Here is a 574-nt window from a genome sequence, read left to right on the forward strand (position 1 = left end):
TATTCGTCACCGGCACACCCCGTGTTTAACTGGATTCAGAAGTAAGCACAAACACGTAAACAACCAATAACAATTTGCGGAGTAACTATCATGACTATCAACGTACAACAGATCTTCCAAGCTTCCCGTGACAACGAGCTGATGGGTAACCTGGGCACTATCATGCGCCAGATGGACAAGGCTCCATCCACTCTGCGTGGTCTGAGTGACTTCGTTGCTAAAGAGCGCAAAACAGCCACTAACAGCGCGTTGTTCGAAGAGCTGAACGTTGGCCGTAACAACGTGTACGCCGTCAGCGTCTCTTGGTTGTACGTTGAAGAAGGCCTGAACCTGCGTGAAGTTGATGTAGAGCGTGCTGAGATGTTCAAGAACGCATACCTCAACCATCCGAGCAGCGTACCGGCTATCCGCGTTAAAGTCGTTGTTGTGAACGGTGTGACTCGCCTGAAGATTATCGACGGTCACCACCGCTACACTGGCCTGATGGCCGCAATCGCTGAAGGTGCGGTATTTGAAAAACTGATCATTGAAGAGTTCGAAGGCGGTAAAGACGAAGAAGTCTTCAACATGATCG

At 49.8% G+C, this 574-nt stretch carries 1 pseudogene; it reads left to right on the top strand.

The features are described 5' to 3' along the window. Positions 1 to 90 precede the first annotated feature (90 nt). Positions 91 to 574: pseudogene (locus ACVRRC_RS22255) on the top strand (hypothetical protein); the annotation flags it as partial.

The organism is Stutzerimonas sp. LR2 (genome assembly GCF_055755175.1).